This window comes from Paraburkholderia sp. J10-1 (assembly GCF_905220165.1).
Classification (GTDB): domain Bacteria; phylum Pseudomonadota; class Gammaproteobacteria; order Burkholderiales; family Burkholderiaceae; genus Paraburkholderia.
Genome location: NZ_CAJMYW010000003.1, coordinates 143282 through 158939, shown reverse-complemented (window position 1 = coordinate 158939; position 15658 = coordinate 143282). Strand labels below are relative to the sequence as shown.

Sequence of the window (15658 nt, the reverse complement as noted above, 5' to 3'; positions counted from 1 at the left end):
GCATTCGGCACTTTCACGGCTCTTTCGTTGCTTCACATTCGACCTCCCGCATGACGGCATCAACTACCACGGCGCGCTATGCACGCGCACTGACTCTCGCCGGCTTCGGCATCGGCGTGACTGCTGCGGCGCACGCCACCGAGCCCTTCGTGGTCCAGGACATCCGCATCGACGGGCTCACGCGCATCGAACCGGGCACCGTATTCGCCTATCTGCCGATCAAGCAGGGCGAGACCTTCACGGACGACAAAGCCTCCGACGCCATTCGCGCGCTCTACGCGACGAGCCTCTTCAGCGACGTGCGCATCTCTGCGCAAGGCGGCACGGTGATCGTGCAGGTGCAGGAGCGTCCCGCTATCGGCACGATCGATTTCGCGGGCATCAAGGAGTTCGATAAGGATAACTTGACGAAGGCGCTCAAGTCGGTCGGGCTCTCGCCGGGCCAGAGCTACGACAAGGCGCTCGTGGACAAGGCGGAGCAGGAGCTCAAGCGCCAGTACCTCACACGCGGCTACTACGCGGCAGAGGTCACGACCACGGTCACGCCGATCGACCGCAATCGCGTCGGCCTGCTGTTTTCCGTGGTCGAAGGGCCGAGCGCGAAGATCCGCCAGATCAACTTCATCGGTAACAGGACGTTCAGCGATAGCACGCTGCTCGATGAAATGCAGCTCTCCACGCCGAACTGGTTCTCGTGGTACACGAAGAACGACCTGTACTCGAAGGAAAAGCTCACGGGCGACCTCGACAATGTGCGCTCGTACTATCTGGACCGTGGCTATCTGGAGTTCAATATCGATTCGACGCAGGTCTCGCTGTCGCCCGACAAGAAGGACATGTACCTCACGATCGGGATTCACGAGGGCGAGCCTTACACGATTTCGAGCGTCAAGATGGCCGGCAATCTGCTCGACCGCGAGGCGGAGTTGAGCAAGCTCGTCGGTGTCAAGCCGGGGCAGCGTTTTTCGGCGCAAAAGCTCAAGGACACGACCAAGGCGATCGTCGACAAGCTCGGCGAATATGGCTACGCATTTGCGACCGTGAACGCGTTGCCCGAAATCGACCAGAAAGACCACACAGTCGCGCTCACGCTGCAGGTGGACCCGAGCCGCCGTGTGTATGTGCGCCGCGTGAACGTCACCGGCAATACACGCACGCGCGACGAAGTCGTGCGCCGCGAAATGCGCCAGCTCGAAAGCTCGTGGTTCGATTCGAACCGTCTCGCGCTTTCGAAGGACCGCATCAACCGCCTTGGCTACTTTACCGACGTGGACGTGACCACGGTGCCGGTGGAAGGCACGCAGGACGAAGTCGACGTGAACGTGAAAGTGACCGAGAAGCCCACCGGCACGCTTTCGCTGGGCCTCGGCTATGGCTCTGGCGAAGGGCCGATCATCTCGGCGGGTATTTCGCAGGACAACGTGTTCGGCTCCGGCAACAGCCTTTCGCTGAACGTGAATACGGCCACGACGTACCGCACGCTTTCGGTCACGCAGGTCGATCCGTATTTCACGGTGGACGGCATCAAGCGCATTACCGATGTCTACTACCGCACGACCGAGCCGCTTTACTACTCGAGCACGAACGACACGAGCTTTCGCATCGTCTCGTACGGTGCGGACATGAAGTTCGGCATTCCGTTCTCCGAGACCGACATGGTGTATTTCGGCCTCGGCATCGAGCAGGACCGCCTCGACGTCGATTCCAGCACGCCGCAGACCTATATCGACTACGTGAACGATTTCGGCCGCGTTTCGAACACGGTGCCGCTCACCGTGGGCTGGTCACGCGACAACCGCGACAGCGCGCTGGTGCCGAGCCGCGGCTACTACGCGCAGGCCAATGCCGAATACGGCACGCCGGCCGGCACGCAGTACTACAAGGGCGATGCGCAAATGCAGTACTACTACTCATTCGCGCGCGGCTTCGTGCTGGGGCTGAACTTCCAGGGCGGCTACGGCAACGGCCTGGGCGGCAAACCGTATCCGATCTTCAAGAACTACTATGCGGGCGGTATCGGGTCGGTGCGTGGCTACGAGTCGGGCTCGCTCGGCCCGCGCGACACCACGACGAACGACCCGATCGGCGGCTCGAAGATGGTGGTCGGCAATATCGAGCTGACGTTCCCGCTGCCCGGCACGGGCTATGACCGTACGCTGCGCGTGTTCACGTTCGTGGACGGCGGTAACGTGTGGGGCACGGAAGGCAGCAGCACCGGCGCGAACGGTCTGCGTTACAGCTATGGCGCGGGCCTCGAATGGATCTCGCCGATCGGGCCGCTCAAGCTCGATCTGGGCTTTCCTATCGTCAAGCATGCTGGCGATCAGTACCAGAAGTTTCAGTTTCAGATTGGTACGTCGTTTTAATTGTATGGTTGTTTGGTCGTGCCTCGCGCTTTGGCTTTTTCTTGTTTTCGCGGCGGTATGCCAGCGTTGCCCCTGTGCGGGGCGGCACCTACTTTTCTTTGCAGCGGCAAAGAAAAGTAGGCAAAAGAAAGCCGCTCAAACCGCCAGCGCCTGCCACAGTTCACATCGCGCCATCCCAGTTGAATGGCTCCGGAGCGTCTGTCACCTCGCACCACTGAACTGAGTGACAAGGCGCTCATACCTCCGGTGGCGCTGCGCGCCCCGAAGGGCATAACCCAAAACCGTTGGGGCGCGTGAGTTCTCGCAAGTGCGGACTCGTACCCTTGGTTTCCCTTGCAGACCCGGCCGCTGCGCGCGTAGCGAGCAGCGGGAACGGACGAGCTCCTTGTCACTAACGAGAATGGTGCGAGGCGACAGACGCTCCGGAGCCATTAACCCTTGGTGGCGCGATGTGAACTGTGGCAGGCGCTAGCGGTTTGAGCGGCTTTCTTTTGCCTACTTTTCTTTGCCGCTGCAAAGAAAAGTAGGTGCCGCCCCGCACAGGGGCAACGCTGGCATACCGACACGAAAACAAGTAAAGGCCAAAAAACAGCCAAAGCGACACCAAAACCCAAACCCAAAACTCAAATCAGCAACTCAAGCGAGTGATAGAGCCGCCTGCGCTCGGGATTAGCGGAAGCCTCACCCGCATGAATCGCCTCCTTGAGGCATTCGAGAAAGCATTCGGCCGCTGCGGAGAGCGGCACGCCGCGCCGCGCAACCACGCTCACGACCGTCCGGTCCACTTCCTCCTGAAGCGCGAGTGCGCGGAGATTGTCGCGCGCGAAGCGCGTCTCCACGAGCGGCCACGGGAAAATGCTCACCATGTCTGTGTTCATGATGAGCCCCATTGCCACCACGAACGAGTGCGCGAGGTGCACGCTCTTCGGCATTGGCAGGCCGTGACGCAGGAACACGTCGTCGGCGATCATCTCCTTGCTTGCCGGGTCCCAGTTGAGCAACCATTCGCAATCCTGAAGTTCCTTCAGCGATTGCGCGTGCGAGCACGGATGGTCCTTGCGCACCACCACAGCCGACTCCGTGGCGAAAATCGGCGTTTGCGTAAATTCTGCATGCAGCGAAGCGGGCCCGGGCTTGCCTAGCGAGAAGTCGAGGGAGCCGTCGCGCAGCCGCGGCATCACGATATTGAGCAGGCCTTCGTAGAACTCCAGCTGCATGCCGGGCATGCGTTCGCGAAACAGCGTGACGGCGTCGGGCAGGAAGGAGAGGGCGAGCCACGGCGTCACGCCGATCGCGAGCTTGCCCGTGCCGCGCCCGCGCCGCGCGTCGAGTTCGTCCTGGGCGCGCGACATCTGGTGCACGACGAGCCGTGCATGCACGAGCAGCGCCTGGCCCGCTTCCGTGAAGGCGATGCCGTTCGCATTGCGCGTGACGAGCGCGATTTGCTGCTCGGCCTCCAGCTCGCGAACCGCCTTTGTCGCAGCCGCCGGCGAGATGCCAAGCTGGCGCGCGGCCGCGCGAATACTGCCGGTATCGGCCATGGCGACGAGCGCGCGGAACTGGTGGAACTTCATAAGGGATAACCCGGGTGCGCACTTCTGGTTGGCGGGCCAACTATTTTAGGGCTGTCGGCAGATAAGAGACGTCATTATTCTCAAGCGAATTCACACTCACGCTCGCCCTGGAGGGAATTCGTATGAACACGATGGCTATCCCGGCCGCAATTGCCGCGATCGAAGACGAAATGATCGCGCTGCGTCACGAGATCCACGCGCATCCCGAACTGGGCTTCGAGGAATTCGTCACGAGCGACCTCGTCGCGCAGCGCCTCACCGAGTGGGGCTACGAGGTGCACCGCGGGCTGGGCGGCACGGGCGTCGTGGGCACGCTGAAGGTGGGCGACGGCCGAGCGCGCCTCGGCCTGCGCGCCGACATGGACGCGCTGCCGATCCAGGAGAGCACCGGCCTCGACTACGCGAGCCGCATTCCGGGCAAGATGCACGCATGCGGTCACGACGGCCACACGGCCATGCTGCTCGCGGCGGCGAAGCATCTCGCGCAGTCGCGCAACTTCAGCGGCACGCTGAACCTCATTTTCCAGCCCGCCGAAGAGGGCCTGGGCGGCGCCAAGCGCATGCTCGACGAAGGCCTGTTCGAGCGCTTTCCTTGCGACGCCGTGTTCGCCATGCACAACATGCCCGGCTTCCCCACCGGCAAGCTCGGCTTTCGCGCGGGGCCGTTCATGGCTTCGTCGGACACGGTCATCATCGACATCGACGGGCGCGGCGGACATGGTGCGGTGCCGCATAAGGCGATCGACCCGGTCGTGGTGTGCGCCAACGTCGTGCTCGCGCTGCAGACCATCGTGTCGCGCAACGTGCCGCCGCTCGACATGGCGATCGTCACCGTGGGCGCGATCCATTCGGGCGACGCCCCCAACGTGATTCCGCAAACCGCGCAAATGCGCCTCTCGGTGCGCGCGCTGCGCCCCGAAGTGCGCGATTTGCTGCAGGAGCGCATTACGGCGCTCGTGCACGCACAGGCGAGCGCGTACGGCGCCACGGCGCGCATCGACTATCAGCGCCGCTACCCGGTGCTCGTGAACGACGTGGCAATGACGGCGTTCGCGCAGGACGTGGCGCGCGACTGGCTGGGCGAAGAGGGGCTCATTCACGACATGGCGCCGCTCACCGGCAGCGAGGACTTCTCGTTCCTGCTCGAGCGCTGCGCGGGCAGCTACCTGATCATCGGCAATGGCGACGGAGAGGGCGGTTGCATGGTGCACAACCCCGGCTACGACTTCAACGACGACTGCCTTGCCACCGGCGCAGCATACTGGGTGCAACTCGCCGAACGCTTCCTGCGCGGCTAAAGCCGATACCGATAGCCAGCAGGCAAACGGACCAACAGACGCACCACGATACGCGATACGAGACACACGAGGAGACACCCGATGAACGCCACGTCGATTCAGGCGCAGGCCGCAGCCGCCCAGGCTTCCACGCGCCGCTCGCGCGCGAAGGCCATCTTCGCGATCACGCTCGGCAACGGGCTCGAGTTCTTCGACTTCACGGTCTACAGCTTCTTTGCCTCGATCATCGGCTCGCTGTACTTTCCGGTGCATGGCTCGCTGAACCAGTTGATGCTCGCCGTGGGCAGCTTCGGCGTGGGTTTCGTCGTGCGTCCGATCGGCGGCATCGTGATCGGCGCGTTCGCGGACCGCGTGGGCCGCAAGGCCGCCATGACGCTCACGCTCTGGCTCATGGCGCTCGGCTCGGCGCTCATCGCATTCGCGCCCACCTATGCGCAAATCGGGCTCGCGGCGCCCGCGCTGATCCTGATCGCGCGCCTCGTGCAGGGCTTCGCGGTGGGCGGAGAAGTGGGCGCCTCGACATCGCTGCTGCTCGAATACGCCGATGACCGTTCGCGCGGTTTCTACGGCAGCTGGCAGTTCGTGAGCCAGGGGCTCAATACGGTGTGCGGCGCGCTCATCGGCGTGACGCTTTCCACCACGCTCTCGCAGGCCGCGCTGGAAAGCTGGGGCTGGCGCGTACCGTTCGTGATCGGCATGCTGGTCGTGCCGGTGGGCGTGTACATTCGCCGCCATCTCGACGAAACGCTCGTGAACCCCGTCGAAGTGGAGGACACCGAACCCGTGGCCGACATGGCGCGGCCGCTGCGCGAGATTTTCGGACGTCATCGCACGTCGCTCGTGGCCGGTGTCGTCACAACCATCGGCGGCACGGCGGCGAACTATATCGTGCTGTTCTACATGTCGACGTATGCGATCAAGATTCTCGGCCTGCCGATGTCGGTCGGCATGAGCGCGGCGCTCGTCGCGGCGCTCGTCACCGCCGTGTGCTCGCCGTTCGCCGGCTCGCTTTCCGACCGGCTGGGCCGCAAGTGGGTGATGGGCGTTTCGCGCGTGCTGCTGATCGCGGTGATCTATCCGGCGTTCATGCTCATTCATGCCATGCCGACCGTCACCACCGTGCTCGCGGTCGTGGCCGTGCTGGGCGCGATCGTCGCGTTCACGGCAGTCCCCAACATCGTGATGCTGCCGGAACTCTTTCCCCAGTCGATTCGCGTGACCGGCATGTCCGTGGTGTATTGCGTGGGCGTGTCGATCTTCGGCGGCTTCGCGCAGTTTTTCGCGACCTGGCTCATCAAGCTGCTCGACAACCCGCTCGCGCCCGCCTGGTATCTGATCGGCTGCGGGGCGGTCTCGCTGCTCGCGCTGCCGCTCATTCGCGAACCGGCGGGCCGTCCGCTCGATTGAGTGCGATTGAACGCGATTGAGTGTTGAATACGGCCGCTACGCACTTTTAGCGGCCGTGTCGTGTTTATTTACCAGACGTTTATACGGCGCTGCCTAGAATCGGTTCGTGTTCAACTCAAGCGCGCCGGCCGAAACGGCGGCGTGCAACACAACACGTATGCCGTCCAACGTCTCGCAGGGCCCGGTTTCCCGAGGTTCCCGCTCCGCCGCCGCGCCGCGCCCCGATCTTTCACTGCGCAACTCGCGCAAGCTTTTTCACCCGGCAACCCAACGCACAACAGTGCAACTCGTCGTGCGCGTGCCCACGAGCGAAGCGCAACTCGCGCGATGCGCGCTGCATGGTCTTATAGGCGACGCGCTCGGCGTCCATACGATCGATATCGATCGCCGCAACAATCTCGCTTGCCTGCATGTCGAACTCGATCGCCGTCGCGTAGCCGAGGCCATGGCGCTCCTCATGCGCACGCTCTCGTGTGCGGAATTCGGCTCGGTGCGCCGGCTCGATCGCGCGACCTGATTCGCGGCGCGTGGCGCAACCCCCGCTGCGCCACGCTTGAATATCTCCTATCCGCAGTTCACGCGACGCATGCTTCGTGCGTCCGCATCCTTCGCTTTCTCCCTTTCTGCATACGCAAGCGTAGCGCATAGTCATGCGAACGTTAGCGAACGATTCGCTCGCCTTCATTTCGGATTTCGAAACGAATTCGGTCACTATTGCCTCATGAGTGCCGGTCTCGTTGTCGCGGGTGAATTTTTGGCCATCCTGATTCTGCGTTGTCTCGAAAAACAGTAGTATTTGTTCGAGCACCAAAGTCAGTGGCGGTGATACGACTCGATCGCCCGCGCGCGTCTGATTTGGTTTCGTCGGTCCAGCGCAGATCGTCGACAACACGGAGAACAGCATGACTCACGGTATTCGGGTGGCCAGCTTGTGTCTGTCGTTGGGATTGCTGGTAAGTGTCGTTGGATGTCATGAAAACAAACCTGCTGCTGAAACTCGACCCGCCGCGAACGTTGACGTGATCAATATTGCGCTGCGCGACGTGCCCGTTGTTTTCGAGTACGTGGGGCAGACGGAAAGCTCGCAGCAGGTCGAAATTCGCGCGCGCGTGAGCGGCTTCCTCGAAAGGCGTGTGTATACGGAGGGCTCGCTGGTCCACGCAGGCGACGTCATGTTCGTCATGGACCGCAAACCGTTCGAGGCCACGCTCGACGCTGCGAAGGCCGAGCTTGCGCAGCAAAAGGCGCGGCTTCAGACCGCGGAGGCCAACCTCGCCCGCGTGCGTCCGCTGGCCGCGAAGAACGCGTTGAGCCAGAAAGATCTCGACGATTCGATCGGCCAGGAGCAGGCCGCCGCCGCCGCTGTCGAAGGGGCGAAGGCGAATGTCATTAGCGCTTCGCTCAATCTCGGCTACACGACGATCGTGGCGCCCGTTACCGGCCTTTCGAGCTTCGCGAAGAGGCAGGACGGCTCGTATATCGATACAAGCAATAGCCTGCTCACCTACGTGGCCAAGCTCGATCCCATGTGGATCAACTTCTCGCTCTCCGAGAACGAGATGCTCAATCTGCGCACGCAAACGCAGAACGGCACGCTCAAACTGCCGCCGGTGGGCAAGCTCGAAGCGGTGATCGTGCTGGCAGACGGCACCATCTACCCGGAGCGTGGCCACATTGCATTTACCGACGCGTCGCTTAGCTCGGAAACCGGCACCTACCTGATTCGCGCGTCCATGCCGAACCCCACGGGGTCGCTGCGGCCCGGTCAGTTCGTGCGTATCAAGCTGCTGGGCGCGCAGCGCAGTTCGGCGGTGGCCGTGCCGCAGGCGGCTGTGCAGCAGGGGCCGCGCGGCGCATATGTGTGGACCGTCGACAAGGACGGTAAGGCACAGCAGCGCGTGGTGGAAACGGGCGAGTGGAATGGCAATGCGTGGGTGATCAAGTCGGGCTTGCATCCTGGCGACCACGTCATCATCGACAATACGCTGCGGCTCATGCCCGGTGCGCCGGTCAAGGCGAATCTCGTTCAGACGCCGCCCGCGGACGTGAATATCGGCGCAACGTCCGCTGGGCAAGACAGCGGAGCGGGCGGTGGGGCGCAGGCGGGCGCGGCTGGGGCTTCCGGCCCGGCTGCGGCGAACGCGAGCCCAGGCGCGAATGCGCAGGCCAACGCGGGAGCGAATGCCGCCAAGCCGGCCGCTGCTGCTAGTGAGCCCGATGTATTGGGCGACCACACCGCGGTCTATTTCGCAACGGGCAGTTCGAGCCTCGACGCCCCGTCGGCCGACGCGCTTGCGGGCGTGGCGCGCCGTCTCGTTGCCGAGCCGGGCTTGCGCGTGGTGATTTCCGGCTACACCGATTCGACGGGCTCGCAAGCCGCGAACGAGCGTCTTGCGGCCGCGCGCGCGGCCACGGTGCGCGCTGCGCTGGTCGTGGCCGGCGTGAAAACCGAGCGCATCGAGATGCGCAAGCCGGCGCAGATCGTCGCCAATGATCCGCCCGACAAATCCCGCCGCGTGGACGTCACGTTCTCGCCCGCTGCGGGAGGTTGAACGATGAAGTTCTCCCACTTCTTTATTGACCGGCCAATTTTCGCGTCGGTCCTCTCGATCGTGCTCGTCGTCGCGGGTCTCGTGGCGATGTTCAACCTGCCGATCGCCCAGTTTCCGGACATCGCGCCGCCAACGATTACGGTGAGCGCCACGTATCCGGGCGCGAGCGCCGATATCGTCGCGCAGAACGTGGCCGCGCCGATCGAGCAGCAGGTGAACGGCGCGGACAACATGATGTACATGAACTCGTCGAGCTCCTCGACGGGCAACATGACGCTCACGGTGTACTTCAATATCGGCACCGATCCTTCGCTCGCGCAGGTGGACGTGCAAAACCGCGTGAACCTTGCGTTGCCGTTCCTGCCCGATTCGGTCACGGCGCAAGGCGTGTCGGTGCAGAAGCGCTCCTCCGCGTTCATGATGGTGATCGCGATCTATTCACCCGATAACGCCTACGACGCGGCCTACGTGGCGAACTATGCGAACGTCTACGTGCTCGACGCGCTCAAGCGCATTCCGGGTGCGAACCAGGCGTCGATCTTCGGCTCTGCTGACTATGCGATGCGCGTGTGGCTCAAGCCAGACCGCATGGCGAAGCTCGGCATTACCGTGACCGACGTGCAGAACGCGATCGCGCAGCAGAACCAGCAGTTCTCCGCGGGTCGCCTCGGCGCGGCGCCGACCAACAAGCCGGTGAACCAGACCTTCCCGGTGACGACGAAGGGGCGTCTTACCGAACCCGCCGATTTCGACAACATCATCCTGCGCGCGGCGTCGGGCGACGCGGCGATCGTGCGCCTCAAGGACATTGGTCATGCGGAGCTCGGCGCGAAAGACTACACGCTGCGTGGCCGCTTCAACGGCAAGACGGCCACGCTGCTCGCCGTGTATCAGCAGCCGGGCGCGAATGCACTGCAAGTGGCCAAGCAGGTGCGCCAGACACTCGAGCAGTTGAACAAGAGCTTCCCGCCCGGTCTCAAGTATGAAGTCGCGCTCGATACGACCGAGTTCGTGCACGAGTCGATCAACGAGGTGGTTCACACGCTGCGCGACGCGGTGATTCTCGTGATCATCGTGGTGTACATCTTCCTGCAGAGTTTCCGGGCGACGCTCGTGCCGCTGCTCGCCGTGCCTGTGTCGATCATCGGCGCGTTCATCGGCATGTCGGCGTTCGGTTTCTCGATCAACATGCTCACCTTGTTCGGCATGGTGTTGGCCATCGGTATCGTGGTGGACGACGCGATCGTGGTGATCGAAAACGTCGAGCGCAACATGACCGAGTTCAAGCTACCGCCCAAGGAAGCGGCCAAACGCGCGATGGACGAAGTGAGCGGGCCGGTGGTGGCGATCGTGCTCGTGCTGCTCGCGGTGTTCATACCGGTGGCGTTTCTCTCGGGCATCACCGGGCAGCTCTACAAGCAGTTCGCTGTGACGATTGCGGTTTCGGTGGTGCTTTCGGGTATCGTCGCGCTCACGCTTTCGCCCGCGCTCGCGGCCATTCTGCTCAAGCCGGGCGAGCACAAGAAGAACCGTTTTTTCCGCTGGTTCAACGAGAAGTTCGATAGCCTGACCGAAGGCTATGGCAGCTGGGTGCAGACCGCGATACGACGCGTGGTGCTCTCCATCGGCCTGATCGCCGTGATGATCATCGCCACGGTCGGCCTGTTCAAACACATTCCATCGTCATTCCTGCCCGTGGAGGATCAGGGCTATCTGTTCGGCGCGGTCGTGATGCCCGACGCGGCGAGTCTGGACCGCACGGGCGACCTCTCGAAGAAAGCGGAGGACTGGTTCGCGAAACAGCCTGCCGTGAGTTCGGTGGCGGCGCCGATCGGCTACAGCTTGATCGACTCGCAGTACAAGTCGAACGCGGGCACGTTGTTCGTCACGCTCAAGGGCTTCAAGGATCGTGGCGAGAACGGCACCGCGCAGGATCTGATCCGCGACGCCACGAAGGAATTCTCCACATTCAAGGACGGCGTGGTCGTGCCGCTCAATCCACCATCGATCCCAGGCCTCGGCACCACCGGCGGCTTCGAGTTCTGGGCGCAAAGCACGGGCGACGGCACGTATCAGCAGCTCGAAGACAAGGTGCGCCAGATGATTGCAAAGGCGCGCCAGAATCCGGCGCTGCGCGGCGTGAACTCCACCATCAACACGAATTCGCGCCAGTTGCTCGTGGAAGTGGACCGCGAGCGTGCGGAAACGCTCGGCGTTCCGGTTCAGGATATCTACACCGCACTCCAGACGATGTTCGGCTCCTTGTATGTGAGCCAGTTCCCGAAAGGCAGCCGCCTCTTCCAGGTGATCATTCAGGCCGAGCCGCAATACCGCTTGACCCCGGACGATATCCAGCAGCTCTACGTGCGCAACCGAAACAACGACATGGTGCCGATCAAGGCCGTGACGACCTCGCGCTTCGTGCCTGGACCTGACATCGTGAACCGCTTCAACAACTTCCCGGCGGCGAAGATCACCGGCGACGCGGCGCCCGGCCACAGCTCGGGCGAGGCGATCGCGGCGATGGAGCAGATCGCGGGCGAAGTGCTGGGCGAGGGCTACAGCTACGAGTGGAGCGGCCAGGCGTACGAAGAGAAGAAGGCCGGCTCGACAGCGGCGCTCGTGTTCGGCTTCGCGCTGCTGATGGTGTTCCTCATTCTCGCGGCGCAGTATGAGAAGTGGTCGTTGCCGATTGGCGTGCTGCTCGCCGTGCCGTTCGCGATCTTCGGGGCGCTGGTGGGCATCTTGTTGCGGGGCATGGAAAACGACGTGTATTTCCAGATCGGCCTGACTGTGCTGATCGCGCTCGCGGCGAAGAACGCCATTCTGATCTTCGAGTTCGCCGTTGAAATGCGCGAGAAGGAGAACATGTCGCCCTACGAGGCGGCGCTGCACGCCGCGAAACTGCGCCTGCGGCCGATCATCATGACCTCGCTCGCGTTCATTCTGGGCTGCGTGCCGCTTGCCATCGCCAGCGGCGCGTCGGCCGCGAGCCGGCGCTCACTCGGTACCGGCGTGATCGCGGGCATGCTCGGCGCCACCGTGATCGCGCTGTTCTTCATTCCGATGTTCTTCTGGGGACTGGAAACGCTCTCGTCGCGCAAGAAGCCGGACGCTACGCCGCATGCCAGCACGCCCCCTGCGGCGCCGCCTTCGCAGGAGGGCTGAGCGATGAAGACACGTTTGAATCTGAAGCACCGCACGCTGCGTCCATTCGGGCTGATCGTTGCGACGGCATGCCTTGGCGCCTGCGCGGTCGGGCCCGATTATCATCGTCCGACGGTGGAGACGCCGTCGACGTTTCGCTATGCCTCGCCGCAGGCCGAACCCATCGACACCTCGCTCGACTGGTGGATGCAGTTCAACGACCCGGTGCTCAACGACCTCGTCACGAAGGCGCTCGCGCAGAACAAGGATCTCTTGATTGCGTCGGCGCGTGTCGAAGAATTCTACGGGCGTTATGTCGTGACGCGCGCGGGTCTTTTCCCGCAGGTTTCGGCGAATTTCGGCGCTTCGCGCAGCCGCGGCGTGCCGGCGCCGGGCTTCCCGCCCGTGGTCGGCAACCAGGTGCAGTTGAACGGCGCGGTGTCGTGGGAGCTCGATTTGTTCGGCCATTTGCGCAGGCTCACTGAGGCGGCGCGCGCCGACTATATGAGCACGCAGTCCGCACAGCAGGCCACGCGCATTGCCATCATTGCGAACGTCGCCACGTCGTATCTGCAATTGCGCGACTTCGATAATCAACTCACCATTGCGCAGGACACGCTCGAAAGCCGCAAGGGCGCGCTCGATCTCTTCAACGAGCGCTATGCGGGCGGCGTCGTTTCGCGGTTGCAGGTGAGCCAGGCGCAGTCGGAGTATCAATCGGCGCAGACCTCCGTGTATTCGATCCAGCAGGAAATCGCGACGCAGGAAGACGCGATTTCGCTGCTGCTGGGCCAGAATCCGGGGCCGATTCCGCGCGGCAAATCGATCACCGAACTCACTGCGCCCGCCATTCCGGCTGGCTTGCCGTCGACGCTGCTGGAGCGCCGGCCCGATATTCTGCAGGCCGAACAAACGCTCATTTCGGCGAACGCCTCGATCGGCGCCGCGCGCGCGCTGTATTTCCCGCAGATTTCGCTCACGGGACTGTTCGGTGCGGCGAGCACGGCGCTCTCGGGGCTCTGGACCGGCCCCGCGCGCGTCTGGTCGTTTGCGGGCGCGATCACGCAGCCGATTTTCGAGGGCGGCGCGATTGCGGGTGGCGTGCATCAGGCCGAAGCCGTGCAGCAGGAAGCGCTCTTCAGCTACGAGCAGACGATCCAGCAGGCGTTCGCCGATGTCGAGAATGCGCTCGTGGGCGTGGCGCGCACGCGCGATCAGCTGGATTCGACGAAGCTCCAGGTGACGGCACTCACGGAATACACGTCAGTTGCGCGCGATCTCTATGAGGGCGGCTACACGAGCTATCTGGAAGTGCTCGACGCGGAACGCAGCCTCTTCAATGCGCAGTTGCAGCAGTCGTCGCTGCAGGACCAGGAACTAGCGCAGATCGTGAGCCTGTACAAGGCGCTTGGCTACGGCTGGACGCCGGCAGCACCGCCGCCGGCAGCGGACGGCGCGAAGCCGTCGCAGTCTTGAACCGCGACGGCCGCGCTTTAAGGGGGATGGCGAAAGGCGAACCTGGCGCAGGCGCGCCGGTTCGTTTCATGGACTCTCCGACATCAGCCAGTGCAGCGATTGCGGAGCGGGCTTGCTGGCTTTCGCTGTTTGCCCGGCTTTGGGCGCCGGTTTCGCGACTTTTTGTACCTGCATGGGCCGGGCGGCGTTGAGGGCGGTGGCATGGCCGCCGGTTTGCGCGAACGCGACGGGGCTTGCCGACGCGAACACGAGCAGCGCGGCGGCGAACGTCAGTGCGTGGGGGCGAGTCATTAGAGGTCTCCCGCGTGAACGAGCGGCAGGCGTTGGGAAGAGCCCAGCGCTGCAAGCGGAAGTGTGTTCTGACGATAACCGCCACGCGTCCATCATTTGATGGAGAAACGCGTGGCTTGTGTGGGGTACCCCGCTTAACGGGTACGGAATCAGTCGGCGGGGCGGCGGTCGGCGAGCGCCCGTTCGCAGTCCTTGAGCACTTGCAGGACGAGCTTGGCCTGGTAGTTCAGATCGTCGGTGTCGAGAATCTCCTCGACGGCGTCGCGCGCCCAAACCGCGTCGACGAACCACGCGTGCTGCTGCGCGATGTCCTGCGCCATGGCGGCGAGGCGTGCAATGGCGAGCCAGTCGGCCTCTCGCGCGTGACGGTCGAGCCACTTGTGCGCCGCCTGGACGTGAAAGGCCGCGTTGGGCCAGGATTCGTTGAGATAGTAAGCCCCGAGGCTCCCGCAGGTGAGCCAGCAGAGCAGCTCCACGCGATCGCGCGGACTCAGATGGTGGCGTACATCACTCATGGCGACGCTCGCGAAGTAACAGAGTTCGATTGACGGGTGCGTGCAGACTTTTCGAATCCGATGACAAAACGATATCACGGCTCATAAAAAATCGCCTGCCCCGCACTGGCGCTGCACGCACGGGTGTTACATGGATAGCGTCGCCTGGCGGCGCGTTGTATGCAAACCAGGAGTGACACCAGGAAGGCGCCTGCCGTTATGCGCTTTGCAGCGTTTCGCGTGCCTGTTTCCTGCCGCCGCTCTTTTGGCGCTCTTTTGGCGCTCGATTAGACCCCTTGAGTGACGCGCGCTACGCGTCTTTACCGCGGCCTTTCCCTGCGAGTTGGGCGGCCGTGTCCACCGCGCCCATGGCGTTTGCCACATCCAGCGCGGTGTTGCCCGCGGCGTCGTGCGCCGCCGGGTTAGCGCCACGCGCGAGCAGCAGGTCGACGATATCGGAGCGATTGAACATGGCGGCAACCATCAGGGCCGTGCGGCCGTCGGGGGAGGCGCCTTCCACGTCGGCACCACTTTCCAGCAGCGCGCTGATCACGTCGGCGTAGCCCTTGAAGGCTGCGCCTGCGATTGGCGTTTGCCCATTGTCGTTGCGCAGGTTGGGATCGGCGCCGCGCTGTACGAGCGCGCGCACGGCGGCCGCGTGACCGTGATAGCTCGCGAGCATCACGAGGCTGTCGCCTTTTTCGTTGCGCAGGTTCGGCGGCATGCCCTGATCGATCAGCGTGGCGAGCGTGGTGGCTTCGCCGCGGCGCGCGGTGTCGAACACCTGGCGCGCGAACTCGACGAAGCGCGGATCGAGTTCGCCGCCGTCAACGCCCGAGCCAGACGAAGAGGACGAAGAGGACGAGGTGGGGCGAGGCGGCGCGCTGGCGGTCATGGCAGTCTCCTGGTTCGGATCGCCTGTCGATTCGGCGCGGCATGCCGCCGTCGAGGCTGGCCCATTGTCGCCGATCTTCGCGAACCGCGAGGCCAGGGCGTCGGACGCACGCGCAATGAAAAAGGCGCTGCCCGGACCGCTAAAAAGCAGCTGGCGCA

11 protein-coding genes are annotated in these 15658 nt (G+C 63.6%); 6 read left to right on the top strand and 5 right to left on the bottom strand.

All coding sequences use genetic code 11. The features are described from left to right. Positions 1–50: 50 nt before the first annotated feature. Complete coding sequence (gene bamA, locus U5A65_RS13300) at positions 51–2366, top strand: outer membrane protein assembly factor BamA (RefSeq protein WP_321946505.1); 2316 nt, start codon at positions 51–53, stop codon at positions 2364–2366. Positions 2367–2989: 623 nt separating this feature from the next. Here the strand turns inward: bamA and U5A65_RS13295 are convergent. Further along, positions 2990–3940, bottom strand: coding sequence for a LysR substrate-binding domain-containing protein (locus tag U5A65_RS13295; RefSeq protein ID WP_321917815.1), 951 nt, complete (start codon positions 3938–3940; stop codon positions 2990–2992). Between the two features lie 122 nt (positions 3941–4062). Here U5A65_RS13295 and U5A65_RS13290 point away from each other — a divergent pair, with 122 nt between their 5' ends. Together U5A65_RS13290 and U5A65_RS13285 are read left to right on the top strand one after the other, a co-directional pair. Beyond that, positions 4063–5238 carry a M20 aminoacylase family protein gene (locus tag U5A65_RS13290; protein WP_321940192.1) on the top strand — a complete coding sequence of 392 codons (1176 nt, stop codon included), beginning with the start codon at positions 4063–4065 and terminating at the stop codon, positions 5236–5238. 81 nt (positions 5239–5319) lie between these two features. Then, positions 5320–6645, top strand: coding sequence for an MFS transporter (locus U5A65_RS13285; protein WP_321946504.1), 1326 nt, complete (start codon positions 5320–5322; stop codon positions 6643–6645). 229 nt (positions 6646–6874) lie between these two features. Here the strand turns inward: U5A65_RS13285 and U5A65_RS13280 are convergent, their stop codons facing one another. After that, positions 6875–7549 (bottom strand): hypothetical protein, encoded by a 675-nt coding sequence (locus tag U5A65_RS13280; protein ID WP_321946503.1) that lies wholly within the window; start codon positions 7547–7549, stop codon positions 6875–6877. Positions 7550–7664: 115 nt separating this feature from the next. Here U5A65_RS13280 and U5A65_RS13275 point away from each other — a divergent pair, with 115 nt between their 5' ends. From U5A65_RS13275 to U5A65_RS13265, 3 genes are read left to right on the top strand one after another with little or no spacing between them, the layout of a single operon-like run. Beyond that, positions 7665–9197, top strand: coding sequence for an efflux RND transporter periplasmic adaptor subunit (locus tag U5A65_RS13275; protein WP_321940188.1), 1533 nt, complete (start codon positions 7665–7667; stop codon positions 9195–9197). A gap of 3 nt (positions 9198–9200) precedes the next feature. Continuing rightward, entirely contained in the window at positions 9201–12365 is a 3165-nt protein-coding gene (locus U5A65_RS13270; protein ID WP_321917823.1) for a multidrug efflux RND transporter permease subunit, read from the top strand. 3 nt (positions 12366–12368) lie between these two features. After that, complete coding sequence (locus tag U5A65_RS13265; protein ID WP_321946502.1) at positions 12369–13820, top strand: efflux transporter outer membrane subunit; 1452 nt, start codon at positions 12369–12371, stop codon at positions 13818–13820. Between the two features lie 66 nt (positions 13821–13886). Here U5A65_RS13265 and U5A65_RS13260 read toward each other — a convergent pair whose 3' ends face one another. The 3 genes from U5A65_RS13260 to U5A65_RS13250 form a co-directional block, all read right to left on the bottom strand. After that, positions 13887–14111 (bottom strand): hypothetical protein, encoded by a 225-nt coding sequence (locus U5A65_RS13260; RefSeq protein WP_321917826.1) that lies wholly within the window; start codon positions 14109–14111, stop codon positions 13887–13889. A gap of 149 nt (positions 14112–14260) precedes the next feature. Beyond that, the gene (locus U5A65_RS13255) at positions 14261–14626 is read right to left on the bottom strand and encodes a hypothetical protein (protein WP_028205078.1); all 366 of its coding nucleotides are present in this window, start codon (positions 14624–14626) and stop codon (positions 14261–14263) included. A gap of 289 nt (positions 14627–14915) precedes the next feature. Continuing rightward, positions 14916–15500: an ankyrin repeat domain-containing protein gene (locus U5A65_RS13250; RefSeq protein ID WP_321946501.1), complete on the bottom strand. Its 585-nt coding sequence runs from the start codon at positions 15498–15500 to the stop codon at positions 14916–14918. Between the last annotated feature and the right edge of the window lie 158 nt (positions 15501–15658).

Coding starts and splice junctions, on each gene's coding strand:
- bamA (WP_321946505.1), top strand. CDS start 51: ATGACGGCATCAACTACCACGGCGCGCTATGCACGCGCACTGACTCTC.
- U5A65_RS13285 (WP_321946504.1), top strand. CDS start 5,320: ATGAACGCCACGTCGATTCAGGCGCAGGCCGCAGCCGCCCAGGCTTCC.
- U5A65_RS13290 (WP_321940192.1), top strand. CDS start 4,063: ATGAACACGATGGCTATCCCGGCCGCAATTGCCGCGATCGAAGACGAA.
- U5A65_RS13295 (WP_321917815.1), bottom strand. CDS start 3,940: ATGAAGTTCCACCAGTTCCGCGCGCTCGTCGCCATGGCCGATACCGGC.
- U5A65_RS13265 (WP_321946502.1), top strand. CDS start 12,369: ATGAAGACACGTTTGAATCTGAAGCACCGCACGCTGCGTCCATTCGGG.
- U5A65_RS13250 (WP_321946501.1), bottom strand. CDS start 15,500: ATGACCGCCAGCGCGCCGCCTCGCCCCACCTCGTCCTCTTCGTCCTCT.
- U5A65_RS13255 (WP_028205078.1), bottom strand. CDS start 14,626: ATGAGTGATGTACGCCACCATCTGAGTCCGCGCGATCGCGTGGAGCTG.
- U5A65_RS13280 (WP_321946503.1), bottom strand. CDS start 7,549: ATGCTGTTCTCCGTGTTGTCGACGATCTGCGCTGGACCGACGAAACCA.
- U5A65_RS13270 (WP_321917823.1), top strand. CDS start 9,201: ATGAAGTTCTCCCACTTCTTTATTGACCGGCCAATTTTCGCGTCGGTC.
- U5A65_RS13260 (WP_321917826.1), bottom strand. CDS start 14,111: ATGACTCGCCCCCACGCACTGACGTTCGCCGCCGCGCTGCTCGTGTTC.